This window comes from Dialister sp. UBA1703, assembly GCA_002320515.1.
GTDB lineage: Bacteria > Bacillota > Negativicutes > Veillonellales > Dialisteraceae > Dialister.
The window spans coordinates 1-4,257 of record DCJJ01000101.1 but is presented as its reverse complement, the minus strand read 5'-3'; the positions used below and the strand labels follow the sequence as shown (position 1 = coordinate 4,257).

The 4,257-nt window shown below is 54.9% G+C and carries 3 protein-coding genes; all 3 read right to left on the bottom strand.

What is annotated here, in order from left to right:
* Positions 1 to 97: 97 nt before the first annotated feature.
* Positions 98 to 994, bottom strand: a complete 897-nt coding sequence (locus tag B2Y11_RS04895; RefSeq protein WP_291056894.1) for an isocitrate lyase/PEP mutase family protein — start codon at positions 992 to 994, stop codon at positions 98 to 100.
* A 1,003-nt stretch (positions 995 to 1,997) separates the two neighbouring features.
* Positions 1,998 to 3,158, bottom strand: coding sequence for a hypothetical protein (locus B2Y11_RS04890; protein WP_291056892.1), 1,161 nt, complete (start codon positions 3,156 to 3,158; stop codon positions 1,998 to 2,000).
* Positions 3,159 to 3,670: 512 nt separating this feature from the next.
* Positions 3,671 to 4,036 carry a hypothetical protein gene (locus tag B2Y11_RS04885; RefSeq protein ID WP_291056890.1) on the bottom strand — a complete coding sequence of 122 codons (366 nt, stop codon included), beginning with the start codon at positions 4,034 to 4,036 and terminating at the stop codon, positions 3,671 to 3,673.
* Positions 4,037 to 4,257 lie beyond the last annotated feature (221 nt).

The following is a 4,257-nucleotide window of genomic DNA, read 5'->3' as shown; positions in this document are numbered from 1 at the left end:
CTTATAAAAGCAGACTCTATGATTTAATCAGTGCTTCCCTAGCCCACTAGAACACCAGCCCACTAGAACACTAGCACACTAGCTAGCCCACTATCTCTCAGTCATCCCTGTCTACTTTGTACTTTCTTTCCAGCTGCTTATAGGTGTCCAGGCCGATGATGTGGTTGAACTGGCCGAATTCGATCATTTTGTCTGCGGTGGCTTCCGTGGTACCGTTCTTTTCCAGTCCGGTGAAGAGGTCATAGAGGGCTTTGGAAATGGTGTATACGGCGCTGCATGCCCAGAATACGATGGAGAATCCCATTTCTTCCAGTTCTTTGGCAGAGATAAGCGGTGTCTTGCCGCCTTCGATCATGTTGGCTACGATGTAGGCGCCGCTTCCTTCCATGCCTCGGGCGAATTTTTCCAGTTCTTCCCGGCTTCCGATACCATCGGCGAAGCAGATTTCAGCACCGGCGTCGGCATAGCGTTTGCTTCTTTCGATGGCGTCGTCAATGCCGTAAACGGCGCGGCTGTCGGTGCGGGACATAATCACTGTTTCCTTATCCAGGCGGGCATCCACGGCGGCGCGGATTTTCTGGGCATGTTCTTCAGCGGAGATGACCTGCTTGCCGTCCATGTGGCCGCAGCGTTTCGGCCATGCCTGGTCTTCGAAGAAAATGCAGGCAGCGCCGGCCTGTTCAAACATGCGCTCCGTGCGGATGGTATTCAGCGCATTGCCGTAGCCCGTATCGCCGTCCGCCATGGCCGGAATGTCCACTGCGTTGCAGATGCCGGTAAGCTGGTTCACCATTTCACTGCAGGAGAGAAGGCCCACGTCCGGCTGTCCCAGAAGAGATGCGGACACGGAGTAGCCGCCCATGATGACGCAGCGGATGCCTGCCTTCTCTGCGATTTTCGCCGTCAGCGCATCCCCTACACCCGGGGTGACCAGAATCTTTCCGGACTTTAAGGCATTGCGGAATTCGATACGTTTTTCAGTTGCTGTTTTCATAATATCCTCCTGAAAGTTGAAATATAGGATGAAAAAGAAATGTGGCCAGCGGTTTGATTTCCTCTGACAAAAAAGCCTCTTTTCCGCATACTGCAGAAAAGAGGCGCATCGGCGCGGTACCACTCTCACTTATACCTTGAAGCATAGGGAAGGATGAAATAAAAAAAGCCCTGTCCCACGGACAAGGGCGCAATCGCGCGGTACCACCCTGCATTATACTTCACATCCTTAACGCGGACAGACGGCAGGCTTACTGGCTTTCAGCCCGAAGCTCCCAGGGGACACGCTTTCCTTCCATACCGGTTTCCATCCTCCCGGCTCTCTGTCATTTCCGGCCAAGCTCAATCCTGTTCCTCGCTTTTGTATATTTATCCGATATTATAATCGGCCCTTTCCCCCCTGTCAAGGAAATTGTGGGGCAAAGGGCGCATCCGGCGCCGCAGGCTGCGTAGAAGGGTGGAGGAAAAAGGTTCTTAGGTTTAACGCCCGCTCCGCGGGCGAAGGGGCTTTGCCCTTCGGGCAAAAGGTTGTGTCCCCAGAGGGGAAACGACTCACTACATTTTATGCGTCGCTATCGCTCCTATAAAATGTGTTCGCTGTGCATCGCTGGCGCTCAAGGGGCCTCAGCGCCTATGGCGCTGAGGGTTGTGGATTGCCCATGGACACGCCTGCGGCGTCAGGATTCAGAGGATTGTGGATTGCGCCTATCGGCGGCAATGATTATAAAGTCAGCGTTACGGGACTTGTCCGCGGGAATCGGCCACTATCGTGGCCACCCCCTATCCGGCTTCGCCGGACTTACCCAAAGGGAAGCGTGTCACTGGAGTGACTCCAGTTCCCTTGCCACCCCTATTCAGGGGGCAGAATATGGCCTCTCTACTCTTTCCCTTCTACTACTTAAGTTACACATAGCTTAACGTTGCTAAAAGTCCCCTTTTACTTTCGGGAATACAGTCCATCCGCTCATAACCAGCCGATAGCCGACAGCGGCCAGCCCCCTATTTCAGAAGAGATCCTTAAGTCTTCCCAGAATCCCTTTCTTCTCTTTCTTAATCGGCTTAGGCATCACCGGTTTTTCCGGTTCCGGCTTGGGCACCCGGGGAAGGGGGGATGCGCTTTCGCTGGGGCGGAAGGGCGGCGGTGCGGTGAAGGTAGGCATGCGGAGCACGGGAGGCGCCATGATTCTCGGCTTCACCACCGGCGTCCTGTGCACGGGGCCCCTTGCTTCGCTTCTTCCGTAGGGCACGTAGTGGTAGGATTTGGAGGAGGGATCCGGCACGTTGCGGTCTGCAATGTAGCGGGTGCCGTTGAAATCCCGTCCCCTGAGCCGCTCCAGGAGCATGGAGGCCATCATCTGGGGGGAGAAGTAGGAGAAGGGCAGTCTTGGGGCCATGCGGGCCACGGAGGAGAGGAAGGAGGTCTTCACGTCATCCATGGTAAGGTGCAGTTCCTTCCGTATTTCATCCATGAGAAGAATCATGCCCTTCTGGGTGGGAAACAGGTTCTCATAGGGCACCAGGTTATTCTTATTTCCCATGCCCGACATATCCATGAAGAACACCAGGTACAGGCAGGGCAGGGCGCGGCTCTTGTCCTTGATCCGCAGGTAGAAATTGGCTACGGTGTAGTACATATTCCGCAGTTTCGACCACTCGCCGGCCATGGTGTAAATGGCGATTTTCTGCTGGAAGGCGCGGTAGAGGATGTCCCTGGCGGTAAAGGGTTCTCCCCGCTGGGTGAGGGCGGTCTGGGACTCCCCGATTTCTCCTTCCGTGAGGCCGTAGTTTTCCCGCACGTTCAGCACGTAGGCCATGTGGTGTCCGATTTCCGCCTTTCCTTCCTTCGTGAGCACATACACCCTCGGCACGCCATGGGCGTAGTCTTTCTCCGGAATCTTGGCAATCACCCGTCCCGTAAGCTCGGCGTGGGTGCCTTCCCCCGACAGGTCGTAGCGTTTCAGGAAATCGGAAAGCACCTTGTCCGGCAGCATGTTCACTGTCTCCTGGGGCCGGCTGGATCGTATCCAGCCCTCTTCCACGAGGGAGTCTATCCGGGTATTGGCATCGGGGCCGTAGATATTCAGTTTGTAGGGCGGTATGCGGTGGTGCAGCGGCTTTCCGTCGAAATAATCCAGTATCAGTATATCCCTGATGGGCAAACCCATGATACCCCTCCTTCCTGTGAAACGCTGATTTTCCATTCTTAATTATAATGCAGGCCATGCTCTTTTGAAAAGAGGAATCTTTTGACACGCCCGGGGCGTGAGGGTTCAAAGAGGAAGGTTCTTAAGTTTGATGGGCCTGGGGCCCAAGGGTTCTTAGGTTTGACGGGCCTTAGGCCCGAGGGTTGTGGTGGCGGCTGGCGCCGCAGGTTGGAGCCGCCTGTCAGCGGCAGGTTGTGTAGAAGGGGTGTAGAAAAAGGTTCTTAAGATTGACACCCGCTTCGCGGGCGAAAGCCCCGTCAATCTTAAGAACCTTTTCTCTTCTCTCTGAGCCGGCCCGCCCTGCGGGCGGAACTCTTTTGCTTTCGGGAATTCCGTCCGGAATGACCGGTGGAACATCTGATGTCTGATGTCTGACCGTCTGAAAATCTCCTTGCTTTCGGGAATACAGTCCAACCCCACATCGGTCAGCGGGAAGCGGATAGCGAATAGCCGTTTAAGGCGCCTTGGGGCAGTTACCTGGTTTCCCCATACCAGTCGATGTCATGCCGAAGCTTATGCACCGCATCCCTTGCCTCTTCGGCATCGTTTTTCAAATGATCCAGTGTGCCCGCCACCAATGAGAGGTTCTGCCGAAGGAATTCGAGCTCCTGCCGGTATATCTGGAGCTGGCCTTCCAGTTTGATGACCTGTAAACCGGCACGATCGTCATCGTCATAATCATCATAATCGTCGTCATCATAGTTATCATCGTCATCGTCTATGCCTTCTGCCAAACTTTTCACATACTGGACATCTATCAGAATTTTTTCCATAAGATATTCGATGCTGCTGAGGCTGCTGTTCAAGGGTACATAGTTGTCGTCGATAATGTATTCCATAATGGTTCTCCTTTTTTAATGGCGGCAGAGCCGCAGGGTTCAGAGGGTTCAATGGGGAAAGTTAACGCCCGCTCCGCGGGCGAAGGGGCTTTGCCCTTCGGGCAAAAGGTTGTGTTCGCTGACGCTCAGGAGGCCTCAGCGCCTATGGCGCTGAGGGTTGTGGTGGCGGCTGACGCCGCATGGACACGCCTGCGGCGTGAGGGTTCAGAGGGTTCAGAGGG

Bases quoted from the DNA above. Each gene is read 5' to 3' on its own strand.
- B2Y11_RS04895 (WP_291056894.1), bottom strand. From the start codon at position 994: ATGAAAACAGCAACTGAAAAACGTATCGAATTCCGCAATGCCTTAAAG.
- B2Y11_RS04885 (WP_291056890.1), bottom strand. From the start codon at position 4,036: ATGGAATACATTATCGACGACAACTATGTACCCTTGAACAGCAGCCTC.
- B2Y11_RS04890 (WP_291056892.1), bottom strand. From the start codon at position 3,158: ATGGGTTTGCCCATCAGGGATATACTGATACTGGATTATTTCGACGGA.